Origin of the sequence: Mycobacterium sp. RTGN6 (assembly GCF_033804605.1) — a bacterium.
In the GTDB taxonomy this organism is placed as follows: Bacteria; Actinomycetota; Actinomycetes; order Mycobacteriales; family Mycobacteriaceae; genus Mycobacterium.
The window spans coordinates 60,329-78,493 of record NZ_JAPZKZ010000007.1 but is presented as its reverse complement, the minus strand read 5'-3'; the positions used below and the strand labels follow the sequence as shown (position 1 = coordinate 78,493).

Here is an 18,165-nt window from a genome sequence, read left to right as displayed (position 1 = left end):
TTCGTTATTGTGGTGATCGTTCGACCGCGGTGATTTTTGTCGGTGGGCCGTCCTAGCCTCTGGGCCAACTGATCGAACACCGATCAACCGAACAGCTAGACCATCGCAAGAGAGACGGAGATCCACACCATGGCACAAGCCCCCGATCGCGAAAAGGCCCTCGAACTGGCCCTGGCCCAGATCGAGAAGAGTCACGGCAAGGGTTCGGTGATGCGACTCGGTGACGAGGTGCGTGCGCCGATCTCGGTCATCCCAACCGGCTCGATCGCCCTCGACGTGGCGCTGGGCATCGGCGGGCTGCCCCGTGGCCGCGTCGTCGAGATCTACGGCCCGGAGTCTTCCGGCAAGACCACCGTCGCCCTACACGCGGTGGCCAATGCGCAGGCCGCAGGCGGCATCGCCGCGTTCATCGACGCCGAGCACGCGCTGGACCCCGACTACGCCAAGAAGCTTGGTGTGGACACCGACTCGCTGCTGGTCTCTCAGCCAGACACCGGTGAGCAAGCGCTGGAGATCGCCGACATGCTGATCCGGTCCGGCGCGCTGGACATCCTGGTCATCGACTCGGTCGCCGCCCTGGTGCCACGTGCGGAGATCGACGGCGAGATGGGCGACAGCCACGTCGGCCTGCAGGCCCGGCTGATGAGCCAGGCGCTCCGCAAGATCACTGGCGCGCTGAGCAACTCGAACACCACCGCGATCTTCATCAACCAGCTCCGCGAAAAAATCGGAGTGATGTTCGGATGTTTTGCCTATGACACTCGGGTCCAGCTGGCCGACGGCACCACCGAGAAGATCGGCAAGATCGTCAACAACAAGATGGACATCGAAGTGCTGTCCTACGACCCGGTCAGTGACCAGATCGTGCCGCGAAAGATCGTGAACTGGTTCAACAACGGACCAGCCGAGCAGTTCCTGCAATTCACCGTCGAAAAGTCGGGTGGCAACGGAAGGTCCCAGTTTGCCGCCACGCCAAATCACCTCATTCGTACGCCGGCTGGGTGGTCGGAGGCAGGTGACCTGACCGCGGGCGACCGTGTTCTCGCCGCCGAACCGCACCTTCTCAGTGACCAGCAGTTCCAGGTCGTACTCGGGTCGCTCATGGGTGACGGAAACCTGTCACCTAATCGGCGGGACCGCAACGGCGTCCGGTTCCGGCTGGGGCATGGTGCCAAGCAGGTCGAGTATCTGCGCTGGAAGACCGAACTGCTGGGGAACATCAAGCACTCGGAACGCGAAAACACCAAGGGCGCACACTTCGTCGACTTCACTCCGTTGCCTGAACTGGCCGAGCTGCAACGCGCGGTGTATCTCGGCGATGGCAAGAAGTTCCTCTCCGAGGAGTACCTCAAGGCACTCACCCCGCTGGCGTTGGCCGTCTGGTACATGGACGACGGCTCGTTCACCGTCCGCTCCAAGGGTCTGCAGGAGCGCACCGCCGGAGGCAGTGGTCGTATCGAGATCTGCGTCGAGGCAATGAGCGAGGGCTCACGAACCCGTCTTCGTGATTACCTGCGCGATACTCACGATCTGGATGTGCGTCTGCGCCAATCGGGTTCGGCAGGTAAGGCGGTGCTGGTGTTCTCCACCGCGGCCTCGGCGAAATTCCAGGAGTTGGTTGCGCCTTACATTGCTCCGTCGATGGAGTACAAGCTGCTGGGGCGATTCCGTGGACAAGGATCGGTGATGCCACAGTTCATCGAGCCCGCTCAGCGTTTGGTGCCAGCCCGCGTCCTCGACGTCCACGTCAAGCCGCATACGCGCTCGATGAATCGTTTCGACATCGAGGTGGAGGGCAACCACAATTACTTCGTAGACGGTGTCATGGTGCACAATTCGCCCGAAACGACAACGGGCGGAAAGGCTTTGAAGTTCTACGCCTCCATTCGCCTCGACGTGCGACGCATCGAGACGCTCAAGGACGGCACCGATGCGGTGGGCAACCGTACCCGCTGCAAGGTCGTCAAGAACAAGATGGCGCCGCCGTTCAAGCAGGCCGAGTTCGACATCCTCTACGGCAGGGGCATCTCCAAGGAGGGCTCGCTCATCGACATGGGCGTCGAGCATGGCTTCGTCCGTAAGTCCGGCTCCTGGTTCACCTACGAGGGTGAGCAGCTGGGCCAGGGCAAGGAGAATGCCAGAACCTTCCTGATCGACAACCCCGATACGGCGGCCGAGATCGAGAAGAAGATCAAGGAAAAGCTCGGCATCGGCGCCGTGCTGACCAGCGAGCCCAGCAATGTCGAACCCCTGCCCGCTCCCGTCGACTTCTGAGTCGCCGCAAGCGGATTCGGCTTCCCGCGAGGAGCAGGCGCGGGCATTGTGCCTGCGCCTGCTCACCGTGCGGGCGCGGACGCGGGCCGAGCTAGCCGGACAGCTGGCCAAGCGCGGCTACCCCGACGAGGTCAGCGCAGGCGTGCTGGATCGGCTGGCCGACGTCGGGCTCGTCGACGACCGTGACTTCGCCGAGCAGTGGGTGCGTTCGCGTCACGTCAACGCCGGAAAGGGCAAGCGCGCCTTGGTCTCCGAGTTGCGCACCAAGGGCGTCGACGACGAGGTGATCACCGCCGCGCTGGCCGACGTCGACTCCGACGCCGAACGCGAGCGGGCCGAGCAGCTGGTCGCCGACAAGCTGCGACGGGAACGGCTCACCGACGACGCCGACGAGCTCAAGCTGACCCGCAGGCTCGTCGCCATATTGGCTCGCCGCGGCTACGACCAGTCGATGGCGTTCGACGTGGTCAAGGTGGCGCTGGCCAACGAACGGGAGCGCCGCCGGGTCTAGGGCGCGTGCACCTGGTCAGTCGCGATGCCGGCGAGGCCCGTCGGGCTTGCGATCATGACGATCGGGCCCATCGTGGCGAGTCGCCTGAGCATCTGACCCCTTCGTCGACGGTCCCTCGGCCGAACGTCGGTCGAGCCGGTCGCGGCGCGGCACGTGTGAGTCGCGGGAACCGTCCTTGCGGTCCACCTCGGTCGTCGAGCCAGCCGATCCGCGTTTGGGTTCGTCGGTGTCGACTGGGGGTTCGGGCTTGCTGGGCACCGGTGGGGACGCTTCGTCACGAGGTTTGGAGCGGTGGGTCAGTGCGATGGTGGTCGGCGTCGGGGCAGGCAGCGCCGATTCGACGACGGTGCGCGGGGCCGATCCGACGAAAGTGCGTGGGGCCGGCGTAGCGGTTGGGGCGACGGCAACCTGACTCGGGATGAGGTTCGTGACGAATTGCGCTTGGAATCTGACGTATTCGGCGCCGAACCTGAGCAACTCATTGCCCGCATCGACCTCGACGGCCGCCAGGTTCTGCAGTGCGCGGGCGACGGCTGTGGGCAGTGGTGTTCTGCCAGCGAGGTCCGCTGCCAGCGTCAGCGGGATGGGAAGTTCGCGAGCGAACAGCTGTGCGCCGGTCACCAGGAAGTCCGTCACGAACACGACGTGGAACGCGACCTGTTGACCGATGAGGCCTGGCGGCGAGAGCGCGATCGCCGCGGGTGTGAGCGACAACGGTTGCGCCTGGGCAACGAGCGCCACCGCGTCGGATTCGACGGGGCGCGCGACCGCGGGTGAAAGTGCCGGAACGGCGACCGCCGCGCCGATGCTCAGCACCGCGAATCCAGCCGTGACGTGCAGGTGAAGACGAGTGTCCATGACCACCTCCCCGATGAATGGGACACCGCGGGTCCGAGACGTGCTCGAACCACCATGAAGGACACGAATCCCGGGTCCGCGGGGTTCAACACCGATCACGAGTGCGCGGTGCCGTGGCGATCGGTGCTGCGGGGCGGTGCGCTAGAAGCCCTCCGGCGACGTCCTCGAAGGCAGTGGAGCCCAACTGGATTGGGAGCTGGCCGCTAGGAGGTAACGGCTAGACGACCGTCGCGCCGGGGACGCCTTCCTGCTCGATGGTCTCGGCCTCGAGCGGAGCGGGTCCGCGCTTGGACTGTCGAAGCCTGCGTTCCAGCCACACCGCGAACGCCGACAGCGCGTAGTTGACGCTGATCATCATGACCGCGACGACGATGAGAGCGGGGATGTAGTTGCTGAAGGACGCGCCGATGCCCGTGGCCTGGTTGACGAGCTCCGGATACGTGATCGCGACGCCCAGCGCAGTGTCCTTGAGCACGACAACGAGCTGCGAGACCAAGACGGGCAGCATCGACGTGATCGCCTGTGGGAGCAGGATCGACCGCATCGTCTGACCCCAACGCAGCCCGAGCGCCGACGCAGCTTCGGACTGTCCGCGCGGCAATGCGTGCACGCCGGCTCGCACGATCTCGGCGATGACCGCGCCGTTGTACAAGGTCAGCCCCGTCACGACGCCTGCGAGGGTGGCCATTTCCGACGGGAAAATGTCGTACTTCGAATAGACGAAGTACGCGAAGATCATCAGGATCAGCACGGGGATGGCGCGGAACAACTCGATGAACACCGCGCACGGCCGCTGGATGGCGGGATGTGTCGACATGCGGCCGACCCCGAGCAGGAACCCGAGGACCAGCGCCAGCACGATCGAGATGGCAGCGGCCTTGAGCGTGTTCCATATGCCGGGCAGGAGGTAGTTCTCCCACAGGTCCGGCGTCGTGAACGGATTCCATTTGGCCCCGGTCAGCTGATCGGCGTCGGCCAGCTTCGACAGCACCGCCCAGGCCGCCAGCCCAACGACGAGCACCGTGACGGCCGTAGCGATGTGGTTGCGAACCCTGGCCCGTGGACCCGGGCTGTCGAACAGGACTGAGGCGCTGCTCATCTCGCGACCGCCCATCGCTTGCCCAACCACCCGAACAACAGCCCCAACGGCAGCGTCAGCGCGACGAACCCTGCGGCGAAGAGGCCACCGACCAACAGCAGCGCCGACGACTTCTCCACCCACTCCGACATCAACAGCGACGCTTCCGACACGCCGATCACCGAGGCGATCGTCGTGTTCTTGGTCAGCGCGATGAGTACCGATCCCATCGGGATGACCGTGGCGCGGAACGCCTGCGGCAGCAGGATGGTCGTCAGGTTCTGGCCGAACGTGAGCCCGAGCGAGCGGGCCGCCTCGGCCTGTCCCAGCGGGATGGTGTTGATGCCCGAGCGGAGGGTCTCACACACGAACGACGCCGTGTAGACCGACAAGCCGAGGACGGCCAGTCGGAAGTTGTTGTCTGCGAAGAACGTCGGGGAATCCTCGTTGGCCAGCGTGATACCCATGCTGGTGTAGAGGCCGAGCGAGGTGAACAGGATGATCAGCGTCAGCGGCGTGTTGCGCACGGTGTTCACGTAGGCGGTGCCGAGCCACGTCAGCACGGGCACTGGCGACAACCGCATCGCCGCCAGTGCCGTCCCGATGACCAACGCGCCGATCGCCGAATACACGGTCAACTGGATGGTGGTCCAGAACGCCTCTAAGAACGCGCTGAACTTGAAGACCTCCACGTTCGCTCCGCTGGCTTCCCGTCAGCCCGTTACTTCTCGATGGCAGGCGGCTCGGGCGTCTTGATGCCTGCAGGGCCGAGATTCTTCTCGAACGCCGCGGCCCAGGCGCCGTCGGACTCCATCTTCGTGAGGGCGTCGTTGATCTTGGTCTTTAGTTCGGAGTCGCCCTTCTTCAAGCCGATGCCGTACTTCTCCGTGGAGAACGTGTCGCCGACGACCTTGAACGTGCCGGGACTCTGCGCCGCGAAACCGGCCAGGATCACCTCGTCGGTGGTCACCGCGTCGACCGCGCCGTTCTTGAGCGCCTCGATGCATGCGGAGTAGTTCGGGTACTCCTGAAGCTGCACGCTCGGGAACTCGTCCTTGATCTTCTGGGCCGGGGTCGACCCCTTCACCGAACACAGCTTCTTGTTGTTGGCCAGCGAGTCCTTGCCGGTGATGTCGGTGTTGGCTGCCGTTACCAGCAGGCTCTGACCGGTGATCAGGTACGGGCCCGCGAAGTCGACGCGTTCCTTGCGTGCATCGGTGATGGAGTACGTGGCGACGACGTAGTCGACCTGGTCGTTGTCGATCATGTTCTCGCGCTGCGCCGACACCGCCTCCTTCCACTCGATCTTGTCGGGCTCGTATCCGAGCTCCTTCGCCACGTAGGTGGCGACGTCGACGTCGAATCCGCTGTACGTGCCGTCGGGGTTCTTCAACCCAAGGCCGGGCTGGTCGAACTTGATGCCGACGCTGACGGTCTCCTTGTCGCCGGACGCGGCGGTGCCACTGTCACCACCCCCGCACGCGGTGACGGACAACGGCAATGCGACGGCCAACGCGACGGCTGCCGCCAATCGGATGCGCATGGGCTTGCGGACGAGGCTCACGGTAATTCCTTTCGCCGAGGCGTTAGTGGTTCAGGATCTTGCCAAGGAAGTCCTTGGCACGATCGGATTTCGGGTTGGAAAAGAACTCTTCGGGCGGTGCGTCCTCGACGACCGCGCCGTCGGCCATGAAGATGATGCGCTGCGATGCGCGCCGGGCGAAGCCCATTTCGTGCGTGACCACGAGCATCGTCATGCCATCCTCGGCCAGCGAGATCATGACCGAGAGCACCTCGTTGATCATCTCGGGGTCAAGGGCGCTGGTGGGTTCGTCGAACAGCATGACCTTCGGATCCATTGCCAGCGACCGCGCGATGGCCACGCGTTGCTGTTGACCGCCCGACAGCTGGGCGGGGTACTTGTCCTTCTGGTTGGCGATGCCGACGCGTTCGAGCAGTTCCATCGCCTTCGTGCGCGCCTGCTCCTTGGAACGCTTGCGCACCTTCATGGGGGCGAGCATGACGTTCTCGACAATCGTCTTGTGTGCGAACAGGTTGAAGGACTGGAACACCATCCCGACGTCCGCGCGCAGCTCCGCGAGCTGACGGCCCTCCTCGGGTAGCACCTTGCCGTCGATCGCGATGGTGCCAGAGTCGATCGGTTCGAGCCGATTGATGGTGCGGCACAAGGTCGACTTACCCGAACCAGACGGTCCCAACACCACAACGACCTGTCCGCGTTCGACATCGAGGTTGATGTCCTTGAGCACGTGCAGCTCGCCGAAGTGCTTGTCGACGGCCTTCATTGAGATCATCGGTTGATTGCTCGACGCCTGTTCGCTGGTTGCGGACGCGGACTCGTCGATCGCCATGCGCTCAGACCTTACCCAGGTAATGCCCAGTCCGCCGGGCTCTCGGCAATCCGGCGGATTTAGAGGTGACAGATCACCCCCGTACCATTGGGCCGTGACTTCGATGGTGGAATCCGACGCTCTGGCCTCGGCCAGTGAGCCCTCGGTGCGCACCTTCCAGGTCCGTACGTATGGCTGCCAGATGAACGTGCACGACTCCGAGCGCCTGGCCGGTCTGCTGGAAGCCGCAGGATACGAGCGCGCGCCCGACGGCACTGACGCCGACGTCGTCGTCTTCAACACCTGCGCCGTGCGCGAGAACGCCGACAACAAGCTTTACGGCAATCTCAGCCACCTGGCACCGCGCAGGCAGTCCGACCCGAACATGCAGATCGCCGTCGGCGGCTGTCTGGCGCAGAAGGACCGCGACGCGGTGCTGCGCAAGGCGCCCTGGGTCGACGTCGTGTTCGGCACGCACAACATCGGCTCGTTGCCGACGCTTCTGGAGCGGGCGCGGCACAACCAGGTGGCGCAGGTCGAGATCGCCGAGGCGCTGCAGGAGTTCCCGTCGGCTCTGCCCGCGTCCCGCGAATCCGCCTACGCGGCTTGGGTTTCCATCTCGGTGGGCTGCAACAACACCTGCACGTTCTGTATCGTGCCCGCGTTGCGCGGCAAGGAGGTGGACCGCCGACCCGGTGACGTGCTCGCCGAGGTGCAGTCGCTCGTGGATCAAGGCGTGCTCGAGGTCACGCTGTTGGGCCAGAACGTCAACGCCTACGGCGTCTCGTTCGCTGCGGACGAGCGCTTGCGCGAGGACCCGATGATGTGGTCTGACGTTCCGCGCGATCGCGGGGCGTTCGCGGCGTTGCTGCGTGCCTGCGGCGGCATCGCCGGGTTGGAGCGCGTGCGATTCACCTCGCCGCATCCGGCGGAGTTCACCGACGACGTGATCGAGGCGATGGCCACGACGCCGAACGTCTGCCCCACACTGCACATGCCGTTGCAGTCGGGATCTGACCGGATCCTCAAGGAAATGCGCAGGTCCTACCGTGCCGAGCGGTACCTCGGCATCATCGACCGCGTACGCGCGGCCATCCCGCACGCGGCCATCACCACCGACCTCATCGTCGGTTTCCCCGGCGAGACCGAAGCGGACTTCCAGGCCACCCTCGACGTGGTCGAGCGGGCGCGCTTCGCCAACGCGTTCACGTTCCAGTACTCCAAGCGCCCCGGTACTCCGGCCGCCACATTGCCCGACCAACTGCCGAAGGCCGTTGTGCAGGAACGCTATCAGCGGCTGATCGACCTCCAGGAGCGCATCGCGCTCGAGGAGAACGCCGCCCAGGTGGGCACCTGCGTCGAGCTCCTCGTCGCCACCGGCGAGGGTCGCAAGGACGCCAGCACCGCCCGCATGTCGGGCCGCGCACGCGACGGTCGACTGGTTCACTTCACCCCCGGGGACGCCGACGTGCGGCCCGGGGACGTCGTCACCACCACCGTCACCGGGGCCGCGCCGCATCACCTGATCGCCGACTCCGACATGCTGGAGCACCGTCGTACCCGTGCGGGTGACGCCCACGAGGCCGGTACTCGCGTGAAGACGGTCGGGCTGGGCATGCCGGGAATCGGACTGACGCCGGCCGCCCCCACGGCGAAGGGATGCTGCGGGTGACCGGTTCGACGGGCCGGGGTGACGCGGACTTCGACGAGTTCAAGGGTGACATCGAAGCCGTCGAACGTCGGATGGCTCGCGAAATCGACCCGGGTGCAAGGGCTTTGGTGGTAGCCACCCTTGTCTTCGTGCTCCTGCTGACGTTCATCCTTCCCCACACGGGCAACGCAAGGGGACTCGACGTCCTGGTCGGCAGTGACGCAGCGCTTCGGGAGGCCATCGCACTGCCGTCGCGGGTGTTCACCTGGCTCGTGCTGGTGTTCAGCGTCGGCTTCTCGATGCTGGCCCTGCTCACCCGGCGCTGGGGGTTGGCGTGGATCGCCCTCGCCGGCTCGGCGGTGGCGTGCCCGCTCGGCATGCTCGCGGTCTGGTCGCGGCAGACCGTGGCGCAACCGCATCCAGGGCCGGGGTACGGGCTAATCATCGCGTGGGTCGCGGTGATCCTGCTGACGTTCCACTGGGCACGCGTCGTCTGGTCGCGCACCGCCGTCCAGTTGGCCGCGGAGGAGCAACGCCGCCGGGTCGCCGCCGAGAAGCAGCGCAAGGGGCTGCTCGACGACCTCGGCGACGGCGATTCCGCCGCCGACGGTTCCTAGCGCTTCTTACCAAGCGCCTCGACGGCCGCTTCGGCCCATTCCCGCCACTGCGTGGCGTTCGCCCTGGCCTGTTCGGCGTCCTTGGTCCGGCCAGCGGCCTCGGCCTTCTCGGCCTGATGTTCATACTGCTCGGCGCGTTCGCGGAACTGGTCGGCCCTGGCTTGGGCCTCTGGGTCGGACCATCCGCTGGACGCGGCGTCGCGCACCTTCTTCTCGACGGCCCGCATGCGCCGCTCGAATTCGGGGGCGCGTTCCCGCGGCACCTTGCCAAGGGCGTCCCACTTGTCGCCGATGGCACGGAACGCCGACCGGGCCGCCTCCACGTCGGTGACGTCGATGGCCTCGGCTTGGACCAACAACGCCTCCTTGGCGGTGGCGTTGGCGCCGAACTCGGCGTCGCGCTCGGAGTTGGCTGCGTTTCGGGCGGCGAAGAACTTGTCCTGCGCCGCCTTGAACCGCGCCCATAACGCGTCGTCGAGATCCTTCGCGGCGCGACCCGCGGCCTTCCACTCCGTCAGCAGGTCGCGGAACGCACCCGCCGTCGGACCCCAGTCCGTGGAGTCGGCGAGCCCCTCGGCGCGTTCGCACAGCGCCTCCTTGGCCTGTTTCACGCCCACCCGCTCGCGGTCGAGCTCCGCGAAGTGCGATCCGCGCCTGCGGTTGAACGTCTCGCGGGCAGCCGAATACCGTTTCCACAGCGCGTCGTCGACCTTGCGGTCCAGCCCGGTGATCGTCCGCCACTCGTCGAGGATGGCGCGCAGCCGGTCGCCGGCGGACTTCCACTGCGTGGCGTTGGCGGCGATCTCCTCGGCCTCGGCGGCCAACGCCTCCTTGCGCGCGGTCTGCGTCGCCCGTTGTTCGTCGCGGCGTTCGCGGTCGGCCTGCGCGGCGGAGTCGGCGTGTTCTGCGATCTCGCTCAGCCGGATGGCCAGCGCGTCGACGTCGCCGAGCACGGCCGCCGTCGGCAGGCTCTCGGCAAGGGCGGCCGCCGCTGACTTGATCTTGCGCGCGTCTCCGGTACCGGAGGCCAGTCGACCCTCCATCAGGGCGATCTCGGTGTGCAGGTCCTCGTAGCGGCGGCCGAAGTGCGCGAACGCGGCCTCGGGGTCGCCCGCTTGCCAGGATCCGATGACGCGTTCACCTGCGGCGCTGATCAGCCAGACCGTGCCGTCGGGGTCCATCCGGCCGAACCTGTGGGGGTCGGCGGGCGGTGGCGCCACCGGCGCAGACGTGCTGGGCCGGGGCACGGGGCGCGGCGGTCCTGGTCGGGGCGGTCCCGGTCGGGGGGTGGGCTTGGGGGAGCCGCCTGGCTCGCTGGTCGTCATATCCGTCATCCTCGTGCCCTCCGCGCGGTGACCCGCGCTCCTGCCGCGCGACGCGGCGCCGATAGCTCTGGTTTCTCGCCCGCTATTGAAACAGAGCGCTGTCCAGCGTGCCCACGCCTTTGCACGACCCGTCGCTTAGGGTCGGCTTGCGGATTCTCGAGCGAGCAGGGAGGTGGACGATGGAAAAGGCGGACATCGCCGCCCTGCTGGCGCTCGGCGCCGCGTTCTTCATCGCCATCGGGGACGTCATGCACCAGCGTTCCGCACACGACGTCACCGACGAATCGGTGGGCCATCTCGCGCTGTTCACCCGGCTGCTGCGCGACCGGGGGTGGTGGCTGGGCAGTCTGGTGTCGGCGGCGGGATTCGGTCTGCAGGCCGCCGCACTCGGGTTCGGCTCGGTGCTGCTGGTCCAGGCGGTGCTGGTGACGTCGCTGCTGTTCGCCCTCCCGATCAACGCCCGCCTCACTCATCGGCGGGTGTCGCGCTTCCAGTGGGCGTGGGCGGCGCTGTTGGCACTGGCCGTCGTGGTCATCGTCACGGTCGGAAACCCCACCGAGGGGCATTCTCGTGCGTCCATGAGCACGTGGGCGCTGGTCGTCGCCGTGCTCGGACCGGTGCTGATCGCCTGCATCGTCGGCGCGCGGCTCTTCTCGGGGCGGCCCGCCAGTGCGGTGCTGCTCGCCGTGGTGTCGGGCAGCATGTGGGGGCTCTTCGCGGTGCTCACCAAGGGCGTCGTGGACCGACTCGATGACGGACTCGTCGAACTGATCAAGACGCCCGAGCTCTACGCGTGGGCATTCGTCGCGGTGATGGGGACGGCGTGGCAGCAGTCGTCGTTCCGCGCAGGCTCGCTGACCGCGTCGCTGCCCACCATGACGGTGGTGGAGCCCGTCGTCGGCTCCGTGCTGGGCGTGGTGGTGCTCGGCGAGACACTGCGGCCGGGCGACGCCGGCTACGTGACGCTGGTCGCGGCGTTCGCGGTGATGATCGTCGCGACGGCTGCCCTCGCGCGCGGGGAGGCCGCTGCGGTGGCTACTAGTCAGGACGCTGGTTAGCGTGTTGACGTGCTGAGCGCCGTCGCGTTGATCCCGTCAGCGCCCGTCATGGTGACGCCACTGGTCGCCGGGGCGGCCGCGGAGCTGGCCGAATTGAACACCGCGGTGCTCAACGCGGCGACCGCACTCCCGGACGCCTGGGTCGCCGTCGGCGTCGGGGAGACGGATGAGGTGGTTGGATCCGACGCCGTCGGGACGTTCGCCGGCTTCGGCGCCGACATCAGGGTCGGCCTCCGGCCCGGAAGCGATGGTGTCCCCGCGCGACTTCCGTTGTGCGCCTTGATCACCGGTTGGGTGCGCGGTAGGGCGAACCTGGCGGCGCGAGCCGACGTGCGGGTGTACTCGAAAGACCACGGCGCCGACGCGGCACTGGCCCTCGGCAGGGCGCTGCGCGTCGAGCTCGACGGGGCGGCCGAATCCATCGGGGTCCTCATCGTCGCCGACGGTGCGAACACCCTGACTCCGCCGGCGCCCGGTGGCCACGACCCCGACTCGGTGCCCGTCCAGGAGGCGCTCGACGACGCGCTCGCCGCGGGTGACGTCGCCGCGCTCATCGACCTGCCGGTCGGAATCCTGGGTCGCGTCGCCTACCAGGTCCTGGCTGGGCTGACAGAGCCCGGGCCGGCCGCCGCGCGCGAGCTGTACCGGGGCGCGCCGTACGGCGTTGCGTACTTCGTCGGCGTCTGGACGCCGGTGCTGGGGGTCCCCCCGCTTGCGGGGGAAAGCGCAGCGACCCGGGAATCGACCGAGTGACGTCCGTGCGGCCCATCGCCATCGTCGGGCCGACTGGCACCGGGAAGAGCGCCCTGGCCCTCGACGTCGCCGAACGGATCGGCGGCGAGATCGTGAATGCCGACGCGATGCAGCGCTACCGCGGCATGGACATCGGCACTGCGAAGCTGGCGCCAGCGGAACGGCGCGGCATCCCGCATCACCAGCTCGACGTGCTCGACGTGACGCAGACCGCCACCGTCGGCCAGTACCAGCAGGCCGCCGCCGCCGACGTAGAGGCCGTCGCCGGGCGCGGAGCCGTGCCCGTCGTGGTCGGTGGCTCGATGCTCTACCTGCAATCGCTGCTCGACGACTGGGCCATTCCGGCCACCGACCCGCAGGTGCGGGCCCGGTGGGAGCTCAGGCTCGCCGAAATCGGGGTGGCGGCGCTGCACGCCGAGCTCGCCCGCGTGGACGCCGCCGCCGCCGAGTCGATCCTGCCGACCGACGGCCGTCGCATCGTGCGGGCGCTCGAAGTGGTGGAACTGACCGGCCAGCCGTTCGCCGCGAGCGCGCCGACGATCGGTCCACCGCGGTGGAATACCTTGATCATCGGAGTCGACTGGGAGACAACACTTCTCGATGAACGCTTGGCGCTGCGCACCGCGACGATGTTCGCCGACGGACTCATCCACGAGGTCGTCGCGCTGCAAGGCCGTGGACTGCGGAACGGAACGACCGCGTCCCGCGCGCTCGGCTACGCCCAGGTGCTCACCGCGCTCGAGGCCGGTGGCGGGGCCGAGGCCGTCGCCGAGGCTCGAGCGAGCACCTTCGTCGGAACCCGGCGCTACGTGCGTCGACAACGGTCGTGGTTCCGCCGCGACCATCGCATCGGTTGGCTCGACGGCGCGGCCCCGGGAAACGTCGACGACGTGCTGCGTAGGTGGCGACACGTATCCTGATCAGGTGAAGTTCGCCAAGGGGCACGGAACGCAGAACGACTTCGTCGTGCTGCCGGACCTCGATGCCCGCGTGGTGCTCACGCCCGAAGCGGTGTCCGCGCTGTGCGACCGGCGCCGCGGGCTGGGCGCCGACGGGGTGCTTCGCGTGACGACGGCCCAGGCGGCGCTGTCGGCCGGAGTGTTCGACCGCATCCCCGAGGGCGTGCAGCCCGGCGACTGGTACATGGACTATCGCAACGCCGACGGCTCCATCGCCCAGATGTGCGGCAACGGGGTGCGCGTGTTTGCGCACTACCTGCGCGCCAGCGGGCTCGAGCAGCGCGACGAGTTTGTGGTGGGCTCGTTCGCCGGGCCACGTCCCGTCGTCCTGCACGCCGCCGACGCGCTGTCCGCGGACGTGACCGTCGACATGGGTAAGGCCAACCAGTTCGGCCCCGGCTCGGCCACGGTGGGTGGGCGCACGTTCACCGGCCTGGCCATCGACGTGGGCAACCCTCATCTCGCCTGTGTCGATGCCACCTTGACCGCCGATGAACTCGCCGGCCTCGACGTGGCCGCGCCGGTCCAGTTCGACGGCGAACAGTTCCCCGACGGCGTCAACGTCGAGGTGCTCACCGCACCGGTCGACGGCGCGGTGTCCATGCGCGTCCACGAACGCGGGGTCGGCGAAACCCGTTCGTGCGGAACCGGAACCGTCGCCGCCGCGCTCGCCGCGCTGGCACACCAGGGAGCCTCGACCGGGGCGCTGCGGGTGCGCATCCCCGGCGGTGAGGTCGCCGTGACGATCACCGACGCCACCAGCTACCTGCGCGGACCATCGGTGCTGGTGGCTAGCGGCGCGCTCTCCGACGCCTGGTGGCAGGCCCAGTAGCGATAAATCGAATGCACGAAGACACCCCGAAGGGGCAACATCTCCACATACATGACTGAACCCAACATCCCAAGCACGGGCGAACTCGCCCTCGAAGACCGCGTCGCCCTGCGCCGCGTGGCTGGCCTCTCGACCGAACTCACGGACGTCTCCGAGGTCGAATACCGGCAGCTGCGCCTCGAGCGCGTCGTGCTCGTCGGCGTGTGGACCGACGGCAGCGCCGCCGACGCCGACGCCAGCCTGGCCGAGCTCGCCGCGTTGGCCGAGACGGCGGGCTCCGAGGTGCTCGAAGGACTGATCCAGCGCCGCGACAAGCCCGATCCGTCCACCTACATCGGCTCCGGAAAGGCGCAGGAGCTGCGCGAGATCGTGGTCGCCACTGGCGCCGACACCGTCATCTGCGATGGCGAACTGAGCCCCGCCCAGCTGAACTCGCTGGAGAAGGTCGTCAAGGTCAAGGTCATCGACCGCACGGCGCTCATCCTCGACATCTTCGCCCAGCACGCCACGTCCGCCGAGGGCAAGGCCCAGGTGGCCTTCGCGCAGATGGAGTACATGCTGCCCAGGCTCCGCGGCTGGGGCGAGTCGATGTCCCGCCAGGGTGGCGGCGCGGGCGGCAGCGGTGGCGGCGTGGGCACGCGCGGTCCCGGCGAGACCAAGATCGAGACCGACCGGCGCCGCATCCGCGAGCGGATGGCCAAACTGCGCCGCGAGATCAAGGACATGAAGAAGATCCGCGACACGCAGCGCAGCGGGCGGCGCCGCAGCGAGGTGCCGTCGGTGGCGATCGTCGGCTACACCAACGCGGGGAAGTCCAGCCTGCTCAATGCGCTCACCGGCGCGGGCGTGCTCGTCGAGAACGCGTTGTTCGCCACACTCGAACCCACCACGCGCCGTGGGCAATTCGACGACGGGCGGCCGTTCGTGTTGACGGACACCGTCGGCTTCGTCCGCCACCTGCCCACGCAGCTGGTCGAGGCGTTCCGGTCGACGCTGGAGGAGGTCGTCGACGCCGTCCTGCTGGTCCACGTCGTCGACGGCTCCGACGTCAACCCGTTGGCCCAGATCAACGCCGTCCGCCGAGTCGTCAACGACGTGGTGGCCGAGTACGACATCGCTCCGCCGCCGGAGTTGTTGGTGGTCAACAAGACCGACGCGGCCGGCGGGTTGATGCTGGCGCAACTGCGCCGCGCGCTACCCGATGCCGTGTTCGTCTCGGCACACACCGGCGACGGGCTGGAGCGGCTACGCCAGCGGATGGGTGAGCTCGTCGTCCCCACCGACATCACGGTCGACGTGACCATTCCCTACGACCGCGGCGACGTGGTCGCGCGCGTGCACGCCGACGGTCACGTCGATGCCACTGAACACACCGAGCAGGGCACCCGGGTCAAGGCCCGGGTGCCAATTGCGTTGGCGGCCAGCCTTCGCGAGTTCGCGACATTCTAGGTCCCACGATCGCCTCTCGGTGCCCGGAGGCGGCCGAATAGCGCACGTCCAGCTCACCGAGACCATGACTGCATTCCGCGAGCCACGCTAGCGCGTCCGTTGGTGCAGCAAGATAGCTGAGTAGTTCGTCGGCCGTCATCGGCCGACCGCAGAAGAAGCCTTGTGCCACGTCGCAGCCGTAGGCGCTCAGTGCCATGGCAGTTTCCACGTTTTCGACCCCTTCTGCCACGGCGGTCAAACCCAGGGTGCCAGCAAGGTCGATGATCGTACGAACTATTGCGGCGGCGCGGGAATCCGTGGTGATCGTTGCGACGAAGGAACGATCGACCTTGACTTCGTCGATGGGTAGCTCGCGCAGGTAGGACAGCGCCGAGTAACCCGTCCCGAAGTCGTCGATGGCGATGCCGACGCCCAACGCGTGCAGTTCGTGGAGCACCTTGAGCGCGCGGGTCTGGTTCCCCAGCACGAAGTCTTCGGTGATTTCGGCGACCAGCGTGCCCGCGTCCAGGCCGCGGCGCGACAGTGCGTCCGCGATCTGCACCGGTAGATCGAGATCCCCAAGGCTCGGCGGGAACAGGTTCACGGCGACGGTCAGCGGGAAGCCGTGTTCGCGCAAGAGCACGGCGTCATCGAGCGCTTGGTCGAGGACGACCGTCGTCATCGCTTGCATGAGCCCGTTCTGTTGCACGACCGGCAGGAACTGCTCCGGCAGCATCAGCCCATGCTCGACGTGATCCCAGCGGACTAGCGCCTCGACGCCGACGACTGCGCCCGACCGCAGCTCGACCTTGGGTTGGTAGTGCACGGAGAGTTCGCGGTTTTCGACTGCCGTGCGCAGTTGATCGAGTAGCCGCATGCCCGCCCGCGTGGTTTCGGGCGTTCCGTCGCCAGTGACTTCGGACGTGTACACGAGGAAGCCGACCTGCTGTCGCTTGGCGCGGTACATCGCAATGTCGGCATGGCGGAGCAACGTGCCGACATCTCGTCCGTGTCTGGGGCTGTTGGCGATCCCGATGGTGCCGTTCACCTGAACGCGCAGCCCCTCCAGTGGAATCGGTTTCTCCACGACGGAAAGCAACATACGTGCCGTCTTGGTAGCGCCTGCCGTGCCGGCATCGGGCAGCAACACCGCGAACTCGTCGCCTCCGAGCCGGACGAGTAGGTCTTCGTCGCGGAGGCTGTCATTCAGTCGGGCGGCGACGATCTGCAACAGCTCGTCACCCGCGGCGTGGCCCAAGGAGTCGTTGACATCCTTGAAGTGGTCGAGGTCCAACAGCAGCAGGGTCGGCGACGGAGACGTGCTGGCGTCGCGTACGTCGGCGAGCAGTGAGCCCGCGCGGGCATAGAAGCCACGTCGATTGGGAAGCCCGGTCAGGTCATCGGTCCGCGCCAGGTGGGCGTGCTCACCGGCCGGACCCGATTCCCAGTACGCGACCAAGGCAGTGCACATCGCCGCCAACACCGTTGCGATCGCGAGATACGTTACGGCCACGGACATCTCGATCTTGTCGTCGAGGATCAGGATGACGAGACCCGAGCAGGTGGCGGACAGCGGAACGACCAGGGACACGCCGCGAGGCGCTGGGGTGATCGACGGCCTGCGATGTCGTCCTGGCGCCAAGGCCACCACGGTGATCGCGAGCACTGAGGTTCCGTCGACGAATCCACCGAACTGATAGGTGTCCTCAGCGGCCTGAGTCAGATAGGCCGAGTCAGCGAACGCGAACATTGCCGACCCGAAAAAGAGCCACCACAATCCAGGCGGCGGGCGCCACCGAAATACGGCGCACGCGGCGAGGATGAATGCTAGCAGTGCGACGTCCAGAATCGGGTACGCCACAGTGATCGCTATCGCGATGACGCCGTCACCCAGCTCGGACAACGATGCGGGCAGTACCAGCGCACCCACGATCGACGCACTGCCCAATGCCACCACGAGTCCGTCCAACCCAATACTCAGTGGGACATGGTCGACGCGGGACCGCACCAGCACGAGCACTGCCAGGAAGACGCACGGGTAGTACGCCAGCCACATCGCATCGGTAAGGGTCGGAAAGGGTTCTGAGACCATCGGCTGGATGAACCAGCTCCAATAGGTGTTTGCTGCCGCACATAACGCCACGGCTCCCGCTATGAGTAGCCAGACCCTGCGGTCGGGACTCGACGGACGAATTCGCAGCAGGCACAGGGCGGCGGCGGACCAGTAGGCGAGGTTCTGCCAGATCCCGTCGATCCACCACGAGTAGTCGCGGTTTCCACGAACTTGCGGGAAAGCTGTGCACAGATACGTTGCGATGACCGCCAGTAGGACGAACTGCACTGGCCGGCACCATCCCCGAGCCGCCCGATGCTCGTTCGGGTCGGGTGGCATCGGGCGCCGGGATCGGGGCTTCCACCTAGACCTGATCCTGATCTTGTGGCAAATCATAGCCCCGCCCCCAGATTGACT

At 67.1% G+C, this 18,165-nt stretch carries 16 protein-coding genes; 9 read left to right on the top strand and 7 right to left on the bottom strand.

Annotated elements, in window-relative coordinates; all coding sequences use genetic code 11:
- Nucleotides 1–129: 129 nt before the first annotated feature.
- Together recA and recX are read left to right on the top strand one after the other, a co-directional pair.
- On the top strand, nt 130–2,274 hold the full coding sequence (gene recA / locus SLQ33_RS18160; RefSeq protein WP_319455253.1) for an intein-containing recombinase RecA: 2,145 nt from the start codon (nt 130–132) through the stop codon (nt 2,272–2,274).
- Nucleotides 2,240–2,785 (top strand): recombination regulator RecX, encoded by a 546-nt coding sequence (gene recX, locus SLQ33_RS18155; protein WP_319455252.1) that lies wholly within the window; start codon nt 2,240–2,242, stop codon nt 2,783–2,785. Before recA ends, recX begins: the two co-directional genes overlap by 35 nt.
- A gap of 15 nt (nt 2,786–2,800) precedes the next feature.
- Here the strand turns inward: recX and SLQ33_RS18150 are convergent, their stop codons facing one another.
- The 5 genes from SLQ33_RS18150 to SLQ33_RS18130 all read right to left on the bottom strand — a co-directional run bounded on the left by SLQ33_RS18150 (nt 2,801) and on the right by SLQ33_RS18130 (nt 7,036).
- Nucleotides 2,801–3,643, bottom strand: coding sequence for a hypothetical protein (locus SLQ33_RS18150; protein ID WP_319455251.1), 843 nt, complete (start codon nt 3,641–3,643; stop codon nt 2,801–2,803).
- A gap of 217 nt (nt 3,644–3,860) precedes the next feature.
- On the bottom strand, nt 3,861–4,742 hold the full coding sequence (locus tag SLQ33_RS18145) for an amino acid ABC transporter permease (protein WP_319455250.1): 882 nt from the start codon (nt 4,740–4,742) through the stop codon (nt 3,861–3,863).
- Nucleotides 4,739–5,413: an amino acid ABC transporter permease gene (locus tag SLQ33_RS18140; protein ID WP_319455249.1), complete on the bottom strand. Its 675-nt coding sequence runs from the start codon at nt 5,411–5,413 to the stop codon at nt 4,739–4,741. The genes SLQ33_RS18145 and SLQ33_RS18140 overlap by 4 nt, the downstream gene beginning before the upstream one ends.
- Nucleotides 5,414–5,442: 29 nt before the next feature.
- A complete protein-coding gene (locus tag SLQ33_RS18135; RefSeq protein ID WP_319455547.1) occupies nt 5,443–6,264 on the bottom strand; it encodes a glutamate ABC transporter substrate-binding protein in 822 nt (273 codons plus the stop codon).
- 43 nt (nt 6,265–6,307) lie between these two features.
- Entirely contained in the window at nt 6,308–7,036 is a 729-nt protein-coding gene (locus SLQ33_RS18130) for an amino acid ABC transporter ATP-binding protein (protein ID WP_319455546.1), read from the bottom strand.
- 160 nt (nt 7,037–7,196) lie between these two features.
- Between SLQ33_RS18130 and miaB the strand changes: the two genes are divergently transcribed.
- Both miaB and SLQ33_RS18120 read left to right on the top strand, forming a co-directional pair.
- On the top strand, nt 7,197–8,744 hold the full coding sequence (miaB, locus tag SLQ33_RS18125; protein ID WP_319455545.1) for a tRNA (N6-isopentenyl adenosine(37)-C2)-methylthiotransferase MiaB: 1,548 nt from the start codon (nt 7,197–7,199) through the stop codon (nt 8,742–8,744).
- Entirely contained in the window at nt 8,732–9,340 is a 609-nt protein-coding gene (locus tag SLQ33_RS18120; RefSeq protein ID WP_319455248.1) for a hypothetical protein, read from the top strand. Before miaB ends, SLQ33_RS18120 begins: the two co-directional genes overlap by 13 nt.
- Here SLQ33_RS18120 and SLQ33_RS18115 read toward each other — a convergent pair.
- Nucleotides 9,337–10,665 (bottom strand): DUF349 domain-containing protein, encoded by a 1,329-nt coding sequence (locus SLQ33_RS18115; RefSeq protein WP_319455247.1) that lies wholly within the window; start codon nt 10,663–10,665, stop codon nt 9,337–9,339. The two genes, SLQ33_RS18120 and SLQ33_RS18115, sit on opposite strands and share 4 nt — an antisense overlap.
- A 179-nt stretch (nt 10,666–10,844) precedes the next feature.
- Here SLQ33_RS18115 and SLQ33_RS18110 point away from each other — a divergent pair, with 179 nt between their 5' ends.
- The 5 genes from SLQ33_RS18110 to hflX are packed head-to-tail and all read left to right on the top strand — an operon-like array spanning nt 10,845 to nt 15,716.
- Entirely contained in the window at nt 10,845–11,723 is an 879-nt protein-coding gene (locus SLQ33_RS18110) for a DMT family transporter (protein ID WP_319455246.1), read from the top strand.
- A 9-nt stretch (nt 11,724–11,732) separates the two neighbouring features.
- Complete coding sequence (locus SLQ33_RS18105; RefSeq protein ID WP_319455245.1) at nt 11,733–12,476, top strand: hypothetical protein; 744 nt, start codon at nt 11,733–11,735, stop codon at nt 12,474–12,476.
- Between the two features lie 5 nt (nt 12,477–12,481).
- The gene (gene miaA / locus SLQ33_RS18100; protein WP_319455544.1) at nt 12,482–13,396 is read left to right on the top strand and encodes a tRNA (adenosine(37)-N6)-dimethylallyltransferase MiaA; all 915 of its coding nucleotides are present in this window, start codon (nt 12,482–12,484) and stop codon (nt 13,394–13,396) included.
- A 4-nt stretch (nt 13,397–13,400) separates the two neighbouring features.
- Nucleotides 13,401–14,267 (top strand): diaminopimelate epimerase, encoded by an 867-nt coding sequence (dapF, locus tag SLQ33_RS18095; protein WP_319455244.1) that lies wholly within the window; start codon nt 13,401–13,403, stop codon nt 14,265–14,267.
- A 51-nt stretch (nt 14,268–14,318) separates the two neighbouring features.
- Nucleotides 14,319–15,716 carry a GTPase HflX gene (gene hflX, locus SLQ33_RS18090; RefSeq protein WP_319455243.1) on the top strand — a complete coding sequence of 466 codons (1,398 nt, stop codon included), beginning with the start codon at nt 14,319–14,321 and terminating at the stop codon, nt 15,714–15,716.
- Here hflX and SLQ33_RS18085 read toward each other — a convergent pair.
- Nucleotides 15,658–18,036 (bottom strand): putative bifunctional diguanylate cyclase/phosphodiesterase, encoded by a 2,379-nt coding sequence (locus tag SLQ33_RS18085; RefSeq protein ID WP_319455242.1) that lies wholly within the window; start codon nt 18,034–18,036, stop codon nt 15,658–15,660. The two genes, hflX and SLQ33_RS18085, sit on opposite strands and share 59 nt — an antisense overlap.
- Nucleotides 18,037–18,165 lie beyond the last annotated feature (129 nt).

Bases quoted from the DNA above. Each gene is read 5' to 3' on its own strand.
- recA (WP_319455253.1), top strand. From the start codon at position 130: ATGGCACAAGCCCCCGATCGCGAAAAGGCCCTCGAACTGGCCCTGGCC.
- recX (WP_319455252.1), top strand. From the start codon at position 2,240: ATGTCGAACCCCTGCCCGCTCCCGTCGACTTCTGAGTCGCCGCAAGCG.
- SLQ33_RS18150 (WP_319455251.1), bottom strand. From the start codon at position 3,643: ATGGACACTCGTCTTCACCTGCACGTCACGGCTGGATTCGCGGTGCTG.
- SLQ33_RS18145 (WP_319455250.1), bottom strand. From the start codon at position 4,742: ATGAGCAGCGCCTCAGTCCTGTTCGACAGCCCGGGTCCACGGGCCAGG.
- SLQ33_RS18135 (WP_319455547.1), bottom strand. From the start codon at position 6,264: ATGCGCATCCGATTGGCGGCAGCCGTCGCGTTGGCCGTCGCATTGCCG.
- SLQ33_RS18130 (WP_319455546.1), bottom strand. From the start codon at position 7,036: ATGATCTCAATGAAGGCCGTCGACAAGCACTTCGGCGAGCTGCACGTG.
- miaB (WP_319455545.1), top strand. From the start codon at position 7,197: ATGGTGGAATCCGACGCTCTGGCCTCGGCCAGTGAGCCCTCGGTGCGC.
- SLQ33_RS18120 (WP_319455248.1), top strand. From the start codon at position 8,732: ATGCTGCGGGTGACCGGTTCGACGGGCCGGGGTGACGCGGACTTCGAC.
- SLQ33_RS18115 (WP_319455247.1), bottom strand. From the start codon at position 10,665: ATGACGACCAGCGAGCCAGGCGGCTCCCCCAAGCCCACCCCCCGACCG.
- SLQ33_RS18110 (WP_319455246.1), top strand. From the start codon at position 10,845: ATGGAAAAGGCGGACATCGCCGCCCTGCTGGCGCTCGGCGCCGCGTTC.
- hflX (WP_319455243.1), top strand. From the start codon at position 14,319: ATGACTGAACCCAACATCCCAAGCACGGGCGAACTCGCCCTCGAAGAC.